This window comes from Stenotrophomonas sp. 112478_Sma, from assembly GCF_056479905.1.
On sequence record NZ_CM151072.1, the window covers coordinates 1,699,093 to 1,713,824 of the forward strand.

The following is a 14,732-nucleotide window of genomic DNA, read 5'->3' on the forward strand; positions in this document are numbered from 1 at the left end:
TACCATCACCGCCACGCGGTAGCGCCGGGCCATGCCCGGCGGGGCGTTGCAATCAACCTGCGACCTTGCCCCACACCTGGAAGCCGGTCAGCCACAGGCCGAGCATGCTGCCGAGATTGGTCAGCATGAACGTCAGCACCACGCGGGTGACCCGATTGCGATACCAGCCCTTCAACGACTGTGCATCGTCGCGCAGCTGCAGGAAATCCTGGTACGCCGGCTTGCGCAGGCGTGCCTCGACCAGCGCCGAGAACGCGCCGGTGGGAATGCTGAGCCGGAACGGCTTGAACGGGGCGACCACGATCGCCGTGAGAATGCTCAGCGGGTGACTGCCGGCCAGCAGACAGCCGAGGCCGGCCAGGCCGCCGGTGTACATCGCCCACGTGGCCAGCAGTTCGGTGCCCACGCCCAGGCCTCCGCGGTAGAAGCCGACGGCGATGCCGGTGATGACGATGGCAAGGATGCCCAGCGTGAACCACGGGATGTTGCGCTTCTTCGGCACGGCTTCGAGTTCGGCGCGCAACGATGCCGGTGCATCGGTATCCGTTTCGAGGTATCGCGCCAGGCCTGCCAGATGGCCGGCGCCGACCACCGCCAGCACTTCGCGCTGCCGCGGGTCGTGTTCTTCGCGCAGGCGCGTGGCCATGTAGCGGTCGCGCTCGCCGATGATGGTTTCGTACAGCGCTGGATTCTCGGTCGCGAACTCGCCGAAGCTCGACTCCAGCATGTCGCCCTGCTTGAGCTTCTCGATTTCGTTTTCGCCCACCTCTTCCGATGAGAACAGGCCGGCGCCCAGGCCTGCAACCAGCTTCAGCTTGCCGAAGAAGCCCAGCCGCTGCGAGGCGCGGCGGAAGGTCAGGCCCACCTCGCGATCGATCAGGTGGACGGGCAGGCCGCGCTCACGCCCCAGTTCGACGGCGCGCTTCAGTTCCGCACCCGGCTCGATGCCGAGCTGTTCGGCCAGACGACGCTGGTAGGCGGAAAGCGCCAGGTTGGCGGCGAACAGGGCAACGCGACCCTTGCGGATCACCTCGACCAGGTCCAGCTTGGCCAACGTGTCCGGATCGCTCAGGGCCTGCAGGCGCTGGGGGTCCAGTTCGACCGCGACGGCATCGAAGCGGCCGCTGTTGATTGCTTTCTCCACCGCCTCGACGCTGGCGTGGGAAACGTGGGCGGTGCCCAGCAGGGTGTAGCGCACGCCGTCGCGTTCAACGACGCGCACCGGCTGGCCGGCGAACAGATCGTCGTCGGTCTCGGGAAGGATTTCGGTCATGGAGTCATTCATTGGAAGGTGCGGAGTCGGCGCCGTCGCCGAGCGCGCGTTGCATCTGCACGGTGTCCAGCCAGCGGCCGTGCTTGCGGCCGAGGCCGCGGAACACGCCGACCAGCTCGAAGCCGAAACGCTCGTGCAGCCTGATCGAAGCGGTATTGGTCGGTTCGCCGATCACCGCCACCATCTGCCGGAAGCCACGTGCGACGCATGCGTCGATCAGCGCCTGCAACAGGCCGGTGCCGACGCCCTGGCCCTGGAACCGTGCATCGACATAGACCGAGTTCTCCACGGTCCACTGGTAGGCAATGCGCGTGCGGTAGGTGTTGGCGTAGGCGTAGCCGGCGACCTGGCCGTCGATCTCGGCGACCAGATAGGGAAAACCGCGGTCGATGATGTCGCGCATGCGGCGCAGCATCTCGGCCTGGTCCGGGATGTCGTACTCGTACGTGTTGACGAAGTCGGTCACTTCGACCGCGTAGATCGCGGTGATCGCGGCGATGTCGGCCGGGCCGGCATCACGGATGAGGACGGCCATGCGCGGCTCCGGTTCAGTCGATGTAGCGCTTGAGCAGATCGCCGTAGGCATCGATGCGGCGATCGCGCAGGAACGGCCAGATGCGGCGCACGTGCTCGCTGCGGTGCAGGTCGACGTCGCATACCAGCACAGCGGCATCGGTGCCGGCTTCGGCCAGGAACTCGCCCTGCGGGCCGAGCACGTGGCTGTTGCCCCAGAACTGGATGCCCGACGCGCCCAGCGGCGAGGCCTCATGGCCGACGCGGTTGCAGCTCAGCACCGGCAGGCCGTTGGCGACGGCATGGCCACGGTGGCTCAGTACCCAGGCATCGCGCTGGCGGGTCTTCTCGTCCTGCACGTCGTCCGGGTCCCAGCCGATCGCAGTCGGGTACAGCAGCAGCTCGGCGCCGGCAAGCGCCATCAGGCGCGCCGCCTCCGGATACCACTGGTCCCAGCACACCAGCACGCCCAGGCGGCCCACCGAGGTGTCGATCGGGGTGAAGCCGATGTCGCCCGGGGTGAAGTAGAACTTCTCGTAGAAGCCCGGATCGTCCGGGATGTGCATCTTGCGGTACTTGCCGAGCAGGGTGCCGTCCTTCTCGAACACCACCGCGGTGTTGTGGTACAGGCCGGCGGCGCGGCGCTCGAACAGCGAACCGACCAGCACCACGCCATGCTTCTTCGCCAGCGCACCCAGGCGCTCGGTGCTCGGGCCCGGGATCGGTTCGGCCAGATCGAACTCGTCAACCGACTCGTGCTGGCAGAAGTAGGGGCCGTTGTGCAGTTCCTGCAGCAGCACCAGCTTGGCGCCCTGCGCTGCCGCTTCGGCCACGCGTGCCTCGATCACCGCCAGATTGGCGGCGGCATCGCCGTGGTTGCGCTCCTGGATCAGGGCGACGGTAAGCGGGCTGCGCGAGTTCATGCGGGTGTTCCTGCGGGGGAAAACCCGCATGTTAGCGCGTATGCGATGCCGCAGCGTGTCGGCCGCTGAACAGGTGCACGCAGCCGGTATCGCCGGGCCATGCCCGGCGTACGAACCGAATGCCGCTGTGCTCGCCGGGCGTGGCCCGGCGCTACCGCATCGTGCTACGCCTTCAGCAGGCCTTCCGGCAGCTGCATGGTGATGCAGTGCAGGCTGCCGTTCTGCCAGATCAGCGAGCGGCACGGCACCTGCACGATCTCGCGGCCCGGATGGGCCTTGGCCAGCACGTCGCGGGCCAGATCGTCGGCCGGATCACCGTACGCCGGCATCAGCACCGCGCCGTTGACGATCAGGTAGTTGGCGTACGAGGCCGCCAGGCGGCGGCCCTCGTCGATCACCGGCTGTGCCCACGGCAGCGGGAACAGGCGGTATGGCTGACCGTCACGGGTGCGCAGCGCAGCCAGTTCCCTGCCCATCGCCTGCAGCTCGGCGTAGTGCGAGTCGTTCTCGTCGTCGCAGGCCTGGTAGACGATGCTGTCCGCCGAGGCGAAGCGGGCGAGGGTATCGATGTGGGCATCGGTATCGTCGCCTTCCAGGTAGCCGTGGTCGAGCCACAGCACGCGCTCCTGCTGCAGCCAGTCGGCGAGGTCGGTGCTCAGGCTGGCGCGGTCACGATCCGGGTGGCGTTCGTGCAGGCACTTCCAGGTGGTCAGCAGGGTGCCTTCACCGTCGGTTTCGATGGCGCCGCCTTCCAGCGCGAACGGGATGCTGCGCACCGGCGCGTCGTTGAAAACGCCGGCCTGGTCGAGCGCGCCCACCAGCTGATCGTCGAGGGTGGCATGGAACTTGCCGCCCCAGCCGGTGAAGCGGAAGTCCAGCAGCTGGAAACCGCCGTCGGCACGGCGCAGGGTGATCGGGCCCGAGTCGCGCAGCCAGGTGTCGTCGTAGGCCGCCGTGGTGAAGTGCACCCTGTCCATGTCGATGCGGTTGGAGCGCAGCCGCATTTCGGCATAGGTCTCCACATCGTCATCGGCCACGCAGATCAGCACCGGCTGGAAGCGGGTGATCGCTGCAACCAGTGCGATATAGGTTTCCTCCACCTGTCCCAGGCGGTCGGCCCAGTCGGTATCGGCGGTGGGCCAGGCAATCAGGACGCCGCTCTGGGCTTCCCACTCGGCAGGAAAACGAAGGGTCTGGTTCATGGTCTCGCTACACAGGCCCGCCCGGGGCGGGTAAAGGGGTCAACGGATCGGCGGTTTCGGGCCGATTTCGTTCGGGTCCGCCTGGTTGGCCACCACGTCGATCACCTTCTGCTTCTCGAAGTAGACAGTGAACTGTGGGTACACCCAGCGGTTGATGGTCGGCCATTGCCGCTTCTGCCCGCCGCGCGGCTGCAGCTGCTCGCTGGGCGCACCGAACTGGCTCTGCACCTGCTGCATGGACTGGCCACGAAGGGGCAGGGCGCCGGCCGGCTTCTCGCGGGCGCGGTCGACAAGCAGAGTGTCGGCCAGGGCCGGCGTGGCGGCAGCCAGAGTGGCCAGCACGGCCAGGGTGGACAGGTAACGCTTCATCTCGATCTACTCCCCAGTGGTCAAGAAAGGCGATTACAGCAAAATCGGCAGGAAAAAGCCGCATAAGCAAAAAACCGCCCGAAGGCGGCTTTTTGCATCGGGTCGGTCCCGCGCGGGACCAGCCGCAGCCACGAAGGCTGTTGGGCTCAGCGCTGACGCGCCTTGAAACGCGGGTTCGACTTGCAGATCACGAAGATCTTGCCACGGCGACGGACGACCTTGCAGTCACGGTGACGGGCCTTCGCCGACTTCAGGGAGGACAGGACTTTCATGGCATACCTCGGCGTAAACAGTAGTTGTTCGGGTGGAGCGTGGCCGCGATATGCGAAAGACAATCGGCAGTTGACGCTCGTTCAAGCCCGCCATTCTACCGGGCTTTTCCTCATGGTTTCAAGTGGTTGCACAAAAGATCCGTCGCGGGGTGTCTGGCAGGGGCTAGAATGCCCCCTTCACACGTACTGGGACCCCCATGAATCCACTCGCTCCCGTCCTGACCATCGACGGCCCATCAGGGGCCGGCAAGGGTACCATCAGCCGCATCGTGGCGCGCCGGATGGGCTGGCATTACCTGGATTCAGGCGCCCTGTACCGGGCGGTGGGCGTGGCCGCCAGCTGGGCCGACATCGATACCTCCGACGCCTCGGCATTGGTGCGGTGCACGTTCGATACCCATGTTCAGTTTGTTGAACAGGGTGATGCGATGCGGGTCCTGGTCAATGGCAGCGATGCCACCGACGAACTGCGGCTGGAGACCACCGGCGCGCTGGCGTCGGCCATCGCGGCCATTCCCGAAGTCCGGGCGGCCCTGAAGGAGCGGCAGCGCGCATTCAGGGAGCTGCCGGGCCTGGTCGCGGACGGTCGCGACATGGGTACGGTGATCTTCCCGGATGCCCCCTACAAGGTGTTCCTGACCGCCAGTGCCGAAGAGCGCGCCGAGCGCCGGCATAAGCAGTTGAAAGACAAGGGGGTTTCTGTTAACTTTGATGACCTCCTGCGCGAGATCATGGCCCGCGACGCCCGTGATGCTCAGCGTACCGTGGCGCCCCTGAAGCCGGCAGACGATGCCGTCCTCATCGACACCACAGGCATCGGCATCGCAGATGTCGTTGCCCGAGTGATGGATCTGCTTCCGGTTCCGGCTGCCTGATCCGTTCGCGCGGGAGCACTGCCAGCCGCATCGGTGGTGGTCGCGCAATAGCAGTGCTGTACAAGCTCCGTCGCGCAATGATGCGTGGCGGTTTTCCTACTTCACACACGACCTGCTTTTCCGGGGTCGACCAACAGGCGGGCGGTCGCCCATCCCCGAAGGGACGCCACCGACCCATGTGTCCAACAGAGTAAATCTAATGACCGAATCATTTGCCGAACTGTTTGAAGCCAGCCAGGCCAATCTGGCCAAGCTGAAGCCGGGCGCCATCGTCAGCGGTACCGTTGTTGAAGTCCGCGGCGACGTCGTGGTGATCAACGCTGGCCTGAAGTCCGAAGGCATCGTGCCGATCGAACAGTTCCGTAACGACGCTGGCGAGATCGATGTCGCCGAAGGCGATATCGTCAAGGTCGCCCTCGACTCCATCGAGAACGGCTTCGGCGAAACCGTCCTGTCGCGCGAGAAGGCCAAGCGCGCGATGGTGTGGGACGAGCTGGAAGAAGCGTTGGAAAAGAACGAAACCATCACCGGCCGCATCAGTGGCAAGGTCAAGGGTGGTTTCACCGTGGACATCAAGGATGTCCGCGCCTTCCTGCCGGGTTCCCTGGTCGATGTGCGCCCGGTGCGCGATCCGGCCTACCTGGAAGGCAAGGAGCTGGAATTCAAGCTCATCAAGCTGGACCGCAAGCGTAACAACGTCGTGGTCTCGCGCCGCGCTGTCGTCGAAAGCGAGCACTCGGAAGAGCGCGAGCAGCTGATGGACAAGCTGCAGGAAGGCGCGATCCTGAAGGGTGTCGTCAAGAACCTGACCGACTACGGCGCGTTCGTGGACCTGGGCGGTATCGACGGCCTGCTGCACATCACCGACATGGCATGGAAGCGCGTGCGCCATCCGTCCGAAGTCGTGAACGTCGGCGACGAGCTGGACGTGCGCGTGCTGAAGTTCGACCGCGAGCGCAACCGCGTTTCGCTGGGCCTGAAGCAGCTGGGCGAAGATCCGTGGGACAACATCGCCCGTCGTTACCCGGCCAACAGCCGCGTCTTCGGCAAGGTCTCCAACGTCACCGATTACGGCGCGTTCGTCGAGATCGAGCCGGGCGTCGAAGGCCTGGTGCACGTCTCCGAGATGGATTGGACCAACAAGAACGTCAACCCGTCCAAGGTCGTGCAGGTCGGTGACGAAGTCGAAGTGATGGTGCTGGACGTCGACGAAGAGCGTCGCCGCATCTCGCTGGGCATGAAGCAGGTTGCCGCCAATCCGTGGGAAACCTTCGCTGCCACCCACAAGAAGGGTGACAAGGTGTCCGGCCAGATCAAGTCGATCACCGACTTCGGCATCTTCATCGGCCTGGACGGCGGCATCGATGGCCTGGTCCACCTGTCCGACATCAGCTGGAACACCACCGGCGAAGACGTCGTTCGCAACTTCAAGAAGGGCGATACCCTGGACGCCGTCGTCCTGGCCGTCGACCCGGAGCGCGAGCGCATCTCCCTGGGCGTGAAGCAGCTGGAGCAGGATCCGTTCGGCCAGTACATGGCGGCCAATCCGAAGGGCTCCAAGGTCGAAGGCGTGGTGAAGGAAGTCGACGCCAAGGGCGCCGTGATCGAACTGGCCGACGGCATCGAAGGCTACGTTTCGGCTCGCGACATCGCCAACGAGCGCGTTGACGACGCCACCCAGCACCTGAAGGTCGGCGACAAGGTCGAAGCCAAGTTCGTGGGCATGGACCGCAAGGGCCGTACCCTGCAGCTGTCGATCAAGGCCAAGGACGACGCGGAAATGCGCGAAGTGCTGGAGGAATACCAGTCCGCTTCGGGTGGCACCACCCAGCTCGGCGCGCTGCTGCGTGCCCAGCTGAACGGTAGCAAGTCCGAGTAATCGGGCCCGTTGTTCGTTGTTTCCTGGACGGCCCGGGCACTGCCCGGGCCGTTTCAGGCTGAAATGCCCCTGATGTGAGCCGGTGATGACCAAATCCGAACTGATCGAAATCCTTGCGCGCCGTCAGGCGCACCTGAAGGCCGATGATGTCGATCTGGCGGTGAAGTCGTTGCTGGAAATGATGGGCGGTTCCCTCTCTGTCGGGGATCGCATCGAAATCCGCGGTTTTGGCAGCTTCTCGCTGCACTACCGCCCGCCGCGCCTGGGTCGCAACCCCAAGACCGGCGAATCGGTTGCCCTGCCGGGCAAGCACGTTCCCCATTTCAAGCCGGGCAAGGAACTGCGCGAGCGGGTCAGCAGCGTGCTGCCGCTGGACGCCGATCCCGCTTGAGCGTCCCGTCGCGCCACCGCGTGCGAATCCAGCCGCGAGTCGGATAAGCTACGGTCTCCCGCCCCTGGAGCTGTCGCATGAAGGTCTTTCGTCTGCTGGTCCTGCTGGCGGTGCTGATCCTTGGATTGATCATCGGTGCGGTCAACATGACCGCGATGTCGATCAACCTGCTGTTCACCGAGCTGCATACCTCCGTCGGCGTGGCATTGATCGCCGCCCTGCTGGTGGGCGTGGTGGTCGGCGCCGGCCTGGTGCTGGTGAGCGTGGTCGTTCCGCTCTACAGCCAGCTGCGCCGCGCCAACAAGTCCGCTGCCGCGACGCCGGCACCGGCCGCTTCCCCCCAATCTTTTGACGGACGTTGATCGAAGATGGATTTCGTCACCGAGTGGTTCTGGTTTTTCCTGTTCGTGCCGCTGGCCGCCCTGGCCGGCTGGGTGATCGGACGGCGTGGCGGTCAGCGCCACGGTGACAACCAGGTCAGCCGACTGTCCAGCACCTACTTCCGTGGCCTGAACTACCTGCTCAACGAGCAGCCGGACAAGGCCATCGAGCTGTTCCTGCACATTGCCGAGCTCGACAAGGAAACCTTCGAGACCCAGGTCGCGCTGGGCCATCTGTTCCGTCGCCGCGGCGAAGTGGACCGCGCCATCCGCCTGCACCAGGGCCTGGTCAACCGCAACGATCTGAGCGATGCGCAGCGCGTGCAGGCGCTGCTGGCGCTGGGCGAGGACTACATGAAGTCCGGCCTGCTGGACCGCGCCGAAACCGTGTTCACCGAGCTGGCCCAGCTGGACCAGCGTGCGCCGCAGGCGCTCAAGCACCTGATCGGGATCTACCAGGCCGAGCGCGACTGGGAGAAGGCGATCGACAACGCCACCCGCTTCGAGGATGTCACCGGTGAGCCGATGGGCAAGCTGATCGGGCAGTTCGAGTGCGAGCTGGCCGAACGCTTCCGTGGCGCCGGCAAGCTGGAAGAGGCGAGGGCGGCCATTGCCCGTGCCTACCAGGCCGATGCGATGTCGGTGCGCGCCGGCATCATCGAAGGACGCCTGGAGAGCGATGCCGGCAATCCCGAAGCGGCGGTGCGAGCCTTCGAGCGTGCTGCGCGCAATGACCCGGAGTATCTGCCGGAACTGCTGCCGGCGCTGATGCAGAACTACCGCAAGGTCGGCGACCTGGGCGGCGCCCGTGCCTTCCTTTCGGAAATGACCGAGCACTACCGCGGTATCGCGCCGGTGCTGGCGCTGACCCGGCTGATGGAGGAACAGGAAGGTGTCGCCCCTGCGCGCGCCTATCTGGGCCGCCAGCTCAAGGACCGCCCCTCGGTGCGCGGCGAATCGGCGTTGATCGACCTGACCCTCGCCGAAGGTGCCGATTCCACCGCCACCCTGCACGATCTCAAGCACATCACCGACCAGTTGCTGGTGCGCAATCCGGCCTACCGCTGCACGCGCTGCGGCTTCGGCGCGCGCACCCACCACTGGCAGTGCCCGAGCTGCAAGGAATGGGGTACGGTCAAGCCGCTGCTGAACTACGCGGTGCTCTGAATCATGCCCTGGCTCGTGATGGGCGCGCTGCTGGCGTTGGCCCTGCTGAGCGCCGCCCTGACCTGGGCGGCGCGCGGCTACGCGCTGCGCCGGCAGCTGATGGACCACCCCGGGGAACGCCGCAGCCATAGCGTCGCCACGCCACGCGGCGGCGGCATCGCCATTGTCATCAGCCTGCTGGCCACCGCCGCCGTGGCCATGTGGGCGTGGCCGCAGGCCATGCCGAGCCTGCTGGTCGCCGCTGCCGGCCTGCTGCTGGTCGCGGGCATCGGCTGGTGGGACGACCATCGCCCGCTGCCGGCCATGCGCAGGCTGCTTGTTCATTTCATTGCTGCGGGCCTGCTGGCCGGGCTGGTGAAGATCCACGGCGGCAGCTGGCTGCTGGCCCTGCTGGTGCTGTTCTTCACCGCCTCGTTGATCAACATCTGGAACTTCATGGATGGCATCAACGGCATTGCCAGCAGCCAGGCCATCGTGGTCGCGCTGGGGTTCGCTCCGGTGCTGCCCTGGCCGTGGTCATTGCTGGCCATCGCCCTCGGGCTGGCCTGCGTGGGTTTCCTGCCCTTCAACTTTCCGCGCGCACGCATCTTCCTCGGGGATGTCGGCAGCGGAGCGCTGGGCTACGCGGTGGCGGCCGTTGTGGCCGTGGCCAGCCTGCGCACGGACATCAACTGGATCCTCCTGCTGGTGCCGCTGTCACCGTTCCTCGTGGACGCGGGCTTCACACTGCTGGCGCGCATCATTTCCGGACAACGCTGGATGGAACCCCACACCCAGCACGTCTATCAGCGCGCTGTGCAGGCAGGAGCCAGCCACGCCTTGGTGACAGGGATGTACTTTGTTTTGGGCCTATTCAGTATTACAGTGTTCAATGTCAGTTCGAATCTGCAGCCGAGGTGGGAGGCTGTCGTGGCAATTGCTTGGTTCATCACGCTGAGCATGCTGTGGCTCCTCCTGCGCAATGGAATGCGCCTCCGACAAGGAACTCCTTGAAATATGTCTTCACCCTGGCGGGATAGAATCCTCGGCCTGTTGCCGCGTACGGCCATTGTCTGCCACGACCTTTTCATGGTCTGGGCATGCTGGCAGCTGCTCCATGCCGGTCGTTACTCGATCCTGCCGGACGCGCCTGCGCTGCCGTTGTGGAATGTCGATACCACCCTGGTCCTGCTGCTGCAGGGACTGGTGTTCTGGCGCGTCGGCCTGTATCGCGGCCTGTGGCGGTTTGCCAGCGTCAGCGACCTGCTGAACATCTTCAAAGCCAGCTTCATCGGCATGGTCGCCATCGTCCTGGTGCTGATGTGGAAGCGCTTCAACGGCGTGCCGATGTCGGTGCTGGTGATCTATCCCTTCGCGCTGTCGGCCCTGCTGGGCGCGCCGCGCCTGCTGTATCGCGCATGGAAGGACTACCAGGCGCTGCAGTCCGATTCGAGCGCGCGCCGGGTGCTGATCCTGGGTGCCGGACAGGCCGCCGAAACGCTGGTCCGCGATCTGCGTCGTTCCGGCAATTTCGAGCCGGTCGGCCTGCTCGATGACGCCCCGCACCTGCGCGGCGCGAAACTGCAGGGCCTGCCGATCCTGGGCACGCTGGACGATGCGCCGGCCGTGGCCCGCGAAACCGCAGCCAAGCTGCTGGTCATCGCCATTCCGTCGCTGGATGCCGCCGGCATGCAGCGCGTGGTCGCTATCTGCGAGAGCACCGGGGTTCCGTTCCGCACCGTGCCCAAGCTCAGTGACATCCTGCAGGGGCAGTCGCTGCCGGGCCAGCTGAAGGAAGTGGCGATCGAGGATCTGCTGGGCCGCAAGCCGATCATGCCGGACTGGAACCTGATCCGTGGCTGGCTGGGCGGGCGCACTGTGATGGTGACCGGTGCCGGTGGTTCGATCGGTTCAGAACTCTGCCGCCAGTGCGCGCGCCACGGTGCAGGCCGCATCGTCCTGCTGGAGATCAGCGAACTGCTGCTGTTGACCATCGAAGGCGAGCTGCGCCGCAGTTTTCCCGACATCGAGATCGAAGCCGTGCTGGGTGACTGCGGTGACCCCGCAGTGATCCGCCATGCGCTGTCGCTGCACCCGGTCGATACGGCCTTCCATGCTGCCGCCTACAAGCATGTGCCGGTGCTGGAACGGCAGCTGCGCGAGGCGGTGCGCAACAACATCCTGGCCACGGAGAACGTCGCCCGTGCCTGCCTGGAGGCACACGTCGAGCACTTCGTGTTCATCTCCACCGACAAGGCGGTCGATCCGGTCAATGCGCTGGGTGCCAGCAAGCGCTACGCCGAGATGATCTGCCAGAGCCTGGACCAGAAGTCCACGCATACCCGCTTCGTCACCGTGCGCTTCGGCAACGTGCTGGCGTCGGCGGGCAGCGTCGTGCCGTTGTTCCGCGAGCAGATCCTCAAGGGCGGGCCGGTCACGGTCACCGACCCGGAGGTCAGCCGCTATTTCATGACGATCCCCGAGGCCTGCCAGCTGATCCTGCAGGCGGCCGCCTCGGCGTCGCATGGCGCCATCTATACGCTCGACATGGGTGAGCCGGTGCCGATCCGGGTGCTGGCCGAGCAGATGATCCGGCTGGCCGGCAAGCAGCCGTACAAGGATATTCCGATCATCTACACCGGGCTGCGCCCGGGTGAGAAGCTGCACGAGACGCTGTTCTATTCCGACGAGGACTATCGTTCGACCGCGCACCCCAAGATCCTCGAAGCCGGCGTGCGCGCGTTCTCGCGTGACATGGTGCTCGGCAACGTTCCGAAGCTGCGCGAAGCGATCAGCAGCTACGACATCGACACCATCCAGGAGATCCTGTTCGCGACGATGCCGGAGTTTTCTCCAATCGAACAGGATGCTTACATCTCATCCGCTAAAGTCGTGCCGTTTCCGACACGCGAGGCCAACAGGCACTAATGAGCAAGCGAATTCGTAAAGCAGTTTTTCCCGTGGCAGGGCTCGGGACGCGCTTCCTGCCGGCGACCAAGACGGTGCCGAAAGAAATGCTGCCGATCATCGATCGTCCGCTTATCCAGTACGCTGTTGATGAGGCCATAGAAGCCGGCTGTGACACGCTGGTGTTCATCACCAACCGCTACAAGCACGCCGTCGCCGACTATTTCGACAAGGCGTATGAGCTGGAACAGAAGCTCGAGCGCGCCGGCAAGCAGGAACAGCTGGAGATGATCCGCCACGTGCTGCCCAACGGCGTGCGTGCGGTCTTCGTGACGCAGGCCGAAGCGTTGGGCCTGGGCCACGCGGTGCTGTGTGCCAAGGCCGTGATCGGTGACGAGCCGTTCGCCGTGCTGCTGCCGGACGATCTGATCTGGAACCGCGGCGACGGTGCGTTGAAGCAGATGGCCGATCTCAATGAGGCCAGCGGTGCCAGCGTGATCGCCGTCGAGGACGTGCCGCACGACAAGACCGCCAGTTACGGCATCGTGGCCACCGAGGCCTTCGATGGCCGCAAGGGCCGTATCTCGCAGATCGTGGAGAAGCCGAAGCCGGAGGACGCCCCCAGCGATCTGGCGGTGGTCGGCCGCTATGTGCTGAGCCCGAAGATCTTCGATCTGCTGGAGCAGACCGGCAGTGGTGCCGGTGGCGAGATCCAGCTGACCGATGCGATCGCGCAGCTGCTGAAGACCGAGCAGGTCGATGCCTACCGTTTCGAGGGCACCCGTTTCGACTGCGGCACGCACCTGGGACTGGTCGAGGCGACGATCCGCTTCGCGCTGGACAACCCGAAGCTGGCGGGCCCGGCGCGCGAGAAGCTGGCGGCGATGCTGGCGGAATAAGGTTTATCAAGCGCTCCGTTCGCGGCGCCTTGATTGATACGTGGTGGGCGGTACGGGTGGGCCTTTGCAGGACACGCCGTAAACCCATCCATGGGGGCTCGATGGCGCCATCCATGGCGCCAACGGTCCTGCAAAGGCCCACCCGTACCGCCTGTCAGATTTCCTGCGGGCGCGGACGGGAAGGGCGGAATCAAAGACAAGAGCAAAAGCAAAAAGGCAGCCATCGGCTGCCTTTTTGCTTGTTGGGGTCAGATCCCTTTGCGCAGCAAAGGGATCTGACCCCAGCTCCTGCTCATCCCTCCGCCGCGCGGAATGCTGGAAGGCGCGGGTGGGTGAGGCTGGCCGGGACTGTCAGCGGCATGGATGCCGCTGCCAAGCCTGCAGGGATGTACTTGCGGCGTGTCCCGGGCAGCCTCACCCACCCGGGCCCCACCATCAGCAATCAGCCGGCAACGCTTTGAACCTTACAGCGCCTCGAAAATACCCGCCGCGCCCATGCCGGTGCCGATGCACATCGTCACCATGCCGTACTTCTGCTGGCGACGACGCAGGCCGTGCAGCAGGGTCGCGGTACGGATCGCACCGGTGGCACCCAGCGGGTGGCCCAGGGCGATCGCACCACCCAGCGGGTTCACCTTGTCCGGGTCCAGGCCGCAGTCACGGATCACCGCCAGCGACTGCGCGGCGAAGGCTTCATTGAGCTCGATCCAGTCCAGCTGATCCTGGTTCAGGCCAGCCTGCTTGAGTGCCTTCGGGATCGCGGCGATCGGGCCGATGCCCATCACTTCCGGGCGCACGCCGGCCACCGAGAAGCTGACGAAGCGCGCCAGCGGGGTCAGGCCGTAGTCCTTGATCGCCTGTTCCGACGCCAGCAGCACGGCACCGGCGCCGTCGCTCATCTGCGACGAGTTGCCGGCAGTGACGGTGCCACCGAACTGGCCATTGCGGAACACCGGGCGCAGCTTGGCCAGGCCTTCGGCCGAGGAATCCGGGCGCGGGCCTTCGTCGGTATCGGCAACCTTGTTGCGGGTAATGATGCGCTGGCCATCGGCCAGGTCCGGCAGGTGCGAGACGATCTCGTACGGGCTGATCTCGTCCTTGAACTCGCCCTTCTGGATCGCAGCCATCGCCTTCTGGTGCGAGGCCAGGGCGAAGGCATCCTGCTCTTCGCGCGAGACCTTCCACTCTTCGGCCACCTTCTCGGCGGTGATGCCCATGCCGTAGGCGATGGCCACATGGTCGTTGTCGAACACGCTCGGTGCCATCGCGATCTTGTTGCCCATCATCGGCACCATCGACATCGACTCGGTGCCGCCGGCCAGCATCAGGTCGGCGTTGCCCAGGCGGATCGCATCGGCGGCCTGCGCAACGGCCTGCAGGCCGGAGGAGCAGAAGCGATTGACGGTCTGCGCCGCGATGGTGTTCGGCAGGCCGGCCAGCAGCACGCCGATGCGCGCCACGTTCATGCCCTGCTCGGCTTCCGGCATCGCGCAGCCGATGATCGCATCATCGATGCGGTTGACGTCCACGCCCGGCGCCTGCGCGACAACGCTGCGCAGCACGTGGGCAAGCATGTCGTCGGGGCGGGTATTGCGGAACATGCCCTTGGGCGCCTTGCCCACCGGGGTACGGGTGGCGGCGACGATGTAGGCGTCCTGGATTTGCTTGGTCATTGCAGTGATCTCTCGAATAGGTTTTGTAGA

The 14,732-nt window shown here is 65.4% G+C and carries 15 protein-coding genes; 8 read left to right on the top strand and 7 right to left on the bottom strand.

What is annotated here, in order from left to right:
- Positions 1–52 precede the first annotated feature (52 nt).
- From ACZK08_RS08030 to ykgO, 6 genes are all read right to left on the bottom strand, one after another.
- Complete coding sequence (locus ACZK08_RS08030) at positions 53–1,273, bottom strand: TraB/GumN family protein (protein ID WP_196768722.1); 1,221 nt, start codon at positions 1,271–1,273, stop codon at positions 53–55.
- A gap of 4 nt (positions 1,274–1,277) precedes the next feature.
- A complete protein-coding gene (locus ACZK08_RS08035) occupies positions 1,278–1,808 on the bottom strand; it encodes a GNAT family N-acetyltransferase (protein WP_065181332.1) in 531 nt (176 codons plus the stop codon).
- Positions 1,809–1,821: 13 nt separating this feature from the next.
- Positions 1,822–2,709, bottom strand: a complete 888-nt coding sequence (locus ACZK08_RS08040) for a carbon-nitrogen hydrolase (protein ID WP_065181333.1) — start codon at positions 2,707–2,709, stop codon at positions 1,822–1,824.
- A 164-nt stretch (positions 2,710–2,873) separates the two neighbouring features.
- Positions 2,874–3,911, bottom strand: a complete 1,038-nt coding sequence (locus ACZK08_RS08045) for an agmatine deiminase family protein (protein WP_065181334.1) — start codon at positions 3,909–3,911, stop codon at positions 2,874–2,876.
- A 39-nt stretch (positions 3,912–3,950) separates the two neighbouring features.
- Positions 3,951–4,280 carry a hypothetical protein gene (locus ACZK08_RS08050; RefSeq protein ID WP_053517741.1) on the bottom strand — a complete coding sequence of 110 codons (330 nt, stop codon included), beginning with the start codon at positions 4,278–4,280 and terminating at the stop codon, positions 3,951–3,953.
- A 146-nt stretch (positions 4,281–4,426) separates the two neighbouring features.
- Positions 4,427–4,552: a type B 50S ribosomal protein L36 gene (gene ykgO, locus ACZK08_RS08055; RefSeq protein WP_005409283.1), complete on the bottom strand. Its 126-nt coding sequence runs from the start codon at positions 4,550–4,552 to the stop codon at positions 4,427–4,429.
- Positions 4,553–4,749: 197 nt separating this feature from the next.
- Between ykgO and cmk the strand changes: the two genes are divergently transcribed.
- The 8 genes from cmk (at position 4,750) to galU (ending at position 13,029) form a co-directional block, all read left to right on the top strand.
- Positions 4,750–5,427: a (d)CMP kinase gene (cmk, locus tag ACZK08_RS08060; protein ID WP_053517740.1), complete on the top strand. Its 678-nt coding sequence runs from the start codon at positions 4,750–4,752 to the stop codon at positions 5,425–5,427.
- Positions 5,428–5,626: 199 nt separating this feature from the next.
- Positions 5,627–7,306, top strand: a complete 1,680-nt coding sequence (rpsA, locus tag ACZK08_RS08065; protein WP_053517739.1) for a 30S ribosomal protein S1 — start codon at positions 5,627–5,629, stop codon at positions 7,304–7,306.
- A gap of 85 nt (positions 7,307–7,391) precedes the next feature.
- On the top strand, positions 7,392–7,697 hold the full coding sequence (locus ACZK08_RS08070) for an integration host factor subunit beta (protein ID WP_053517737.1): 306 nt from the start codon (positions 7,392–7,394) through the stop codon (positions 7,695–7,697).
- 77 nt (positions 7,698–7,774) lie between these two features.
- Positions 7,775–8,059: a lipopolysaccharide assembly protein LapA domain-containing protein gene (locus ACZK08_RS08075; RefSeq protein ID WP_053517736.1), complete on the top strand. Its 285-nt coding sequence runs from the start codon at positions 7,775–7,777 to the stop codon at positions 8,057–8,059.
- Positions 8,060–8,065: 6 nt separating this feature from the next.
- Entirely contained in the window at positions 8,066–9,244 is a 1,179-nt protein-coding gene (gene lapB, locus ACZK08_RS08080) for a lipopolysaccharide assembly protein LapB (RefSeq protein ID WP_053517734.1), read from the top strand.
- 3 nt (positions 9,245–9,247) lie between these two features.
- Positions 9,248–10,237 carry an MraY family glycosyltransferase gene (locus ACZK08_RS08085; protein WP_065181335.1) on the top strand — a complete coding sequence of 330 codons (990 nt, stop codon included), beginning with the start codon at positions 9,248–9,250 and terminating at the stop codon, positions 10,235–10,237.
- A 3-nt stretch (positions 10,238–10,240) separates the two neighbouring features.
- Positions 10,241–12,151: a polysaccharide biosynthesis protein gene (locus tag ACZK08_RS08090; protein ID WP_053517731.1), complete on the top strand. Its 1,911-nt coding sequence runs from the start codon at positions 10,241–10,243 to the stop codon at positions 12,149–12,151.
- On the top strand, positions 12,151–13,029 hold the full coding sequence (galU, locus tag ACZK08_RS08095) for a UTP--glucose-1-phosphate uridylyltransferase GalU (RefSeq protein WP_053517730.1): 879 nt from the start codon (positions 12,151–12,153) through the stop codon (positions 13,027–13,029). The genes ACZK08_RS08090 and galU overlap by 1 nt, the downstream gene beginning before the upstream one ends.
- A 464-nt stretch (positions 13,030–13,493) precedes the next feature.
- Here galU and ACZK08_RS08100 read toward each other — a convergent pair whose 3' ends face one another.
- Positions 13,494–14,702, bottom strand: coding sequence for an acetyl-CoA C-acyltransferase (locus ACZK08_RS08100; protein WP_053520191.1), 1,209 nt, complete (start codon positions 14,700–14,702; stop codon positions 13,494–13,496).
- Positions 14,703–14,732: the final 30 nt, after the last annotated feature.

What these genes read in the sequence shown, in the direction of transcription:
- ACZK08_RS08030 (WP_196768722.1), bottom strand. Translation starts at nt 1,273, where the DNA reads ATGACCGAAATCCTTCCCGAGACCGACGACGATCTGTTCGCCGGCCAG.
- ACZK08_RS08035 (WP_065181332.1), bottom strand. Translation starts at nt 1,808, where the DNA reads ATGGCCGTCCTCATCCGTGATGCCGGCCCGGCCGACATCGCCGCGATC.
- ACZK08_RS08040 (WP_065181333.1), bottom strand. Translation starts at nt 2,709, where the DNA reads ATGAACTCGCGCAGCCCGCTTACCGTCGCCCTGATCCAGGAGCGCAAC.
- ACZK08_RS08045 (WP_065181334.1), bottom strand. Translation starts at nt 3,911, where the DNA reads ATGAACCAGACCCTTCGTTTTCCTGCCGAGTGGGAAGCCCAGAGCGGC.
- ACZK08_RS08050 (WP_053517741.1), bottom strand. Translation starts at nt 4,280, where the DNA reads ATGAAGCGTTACCTGTCCACCCTGGCCGTGCTGGCCACTCTGGCTGCC.
- ykgO (WP_005409283.1), bottom strand. Translation starts at nt 4,552, where the DNA reads ATGAAAGTCCTGTCCTCCCTGAAGTCGGCGAAGGCCCGTCACCGTGAC.
- cmk (WP_053517740.1), top strand. Translation starts at nt 4,750, where the DNA reads ATGAATCCACTCGCTCCCGTCCTGACCATCGACGGCCCATCAGGGGCC.
- rpsA (WP_053517739.1), top strand. Translation starts at nt 5,627, where the DNA reads ATGACCGAATCATTTGCCGAACTGTTTGAAGCCAGCCAGGCCAATCTG.
- ACZK08_RS08070 (WP_053517737.1), top strand. Translation starts at nt 7,392, where the DNA reads ATGACCAAATCCGAACTGATCGAAATCCTTGCGCGCCGTCAGGCGCAC.
- ACZK08_RS08075 (WP_053517736.1), top strand. Translation starts at nt 7,775, where the DNA reads ATGAAGGTCTTTCGTCTGCTGGTCCTGCTGGCGGTGCTGATCCTTGGA.
- lapB (WP_053517734.1), top strand. Translation starts at nt 8,066, where the DNA reads ATGGATTTCGTCACCGAGTGGTTCTGGTTTTTCCTGTTCGTGCCGCTG.
- ACZK08_RS08085 (WP_065181335.1), top strand. Translation starts at nt 9,248, where the DNA reads ATGCCCTGGCTCGTGATGGGCGCGCTGCTGGCGTTGGCCCTGCTGAGC.
- ACZK08_RS08090 (WP_053517731.1), top strand. Translation starts at nt 10,241, where the DNA reads ATGTCTTCACCCTGGCGGGATAGAATCCTCGGCCTGTTGCCGCGTACG.
- galU (WP_053517730.1), top strand. Translation starts at nt 12,151, where the DNA reads ATGAGCAAGCGAATTCGTAAAGCAGTTTTTCCCGTGGCAGGGCTCGGG.
- ACZK08_RS08100 (WP_053520191.1), bottom strand. Translation starts at nt 14,702, where the DNA reads ATGACCAAGCAAATCCAGGACGCCTACATCGTCGCCGCCACCCGTACC.